At 66.0% G+C, this 745-nt stretch carries 1 protein-coding gene; it reads right to left on the bottom strand.

Going from position 1 to position 745, the window contains the following annotated elements; translation table 11 throughout:
* The coding region (locus EN964_RS36165; RefSeq protein WP_164776541.1) for a nucleotidyltransferase family protein at positions 1-745 on the bottom strand (745 nt) is incomplete at both ends.

Genomic DNA, 745 nt, shown 5'->3' with positions numbered 1-745 from the left:
TGTCGGTTCCGGCACCGGAATGCCGATCTCGAACGTTAGATAGGATAACGCCACCGCCGCTGGAACCGCCAGGCCGCGTCTGCCGACGATGTCGAGGAACGTGTCCCAATCGACGTCTTCGCCATGGATGGCGACCGCGCAGTCGACAAGCCAGTCGCTGTGGGTATGGGCGTCGAGGCCGCCATGGGCGATGGCCAGGGCCATGCGATCGGCCGGCGACGGCACGAAGACCGCGACGCCGCTGAATTGTGCCGGGACCGCCCGTTGCCAGATGGCCAGGTCGTCTTCCGCGCTCGTCTGCGACCCGTCATAGCCGAGCTGGTGCAGGTCGATGTCACCGAAACGGCCCTTGAAGAAGTTCATCGACCGCAGCGACGCCAACCGGGTTCGCAGATATTGCGCGCTGACGCCCGAGGCGATCTGCCAGTCGCGATCGCGCAAGATGTCGAAGACGGCAGCCATGTCGCGCGGGCGCACCAATATGTCGATATCATGCGCCACCCGGCCACGCTGCGCCGACGCGTTCAAGGCAATGCGGCTGGCGCCCTTTATCAGCATGATGTCGGCGCCGCCGTCGGCCATCGCCTTCAGCGCCGGCTCGGCCTCGCGCATCGCCATGCGCGACTTCGTCCACAGCATCTTCTGCAGGCCGACGAGGCGCGGATGGGCGGCATGCCCGGCCAGCTTCCTGCCGAACCTGTCGGAGATGGCGGCGAGCAGGCGATGTTCTCGAAACGAGACGAGA

Origin of the sequence: Mesorhizobium sp. M7A.F.Ca.CA.001.10.2.1 (assembly GCF_003998575.1) — a bacterium.
Taxonomy (GTDB): Bacteria; Pseudomonadota; Alphaproteobacteria; order Rhizobiales; family Rhizobiaceae; genus Mesorhizobium.
Note: the sequence above shows the minus strand (reverse complement) of the source record. Positions and strands in the feature narration are given on the sequence as shown.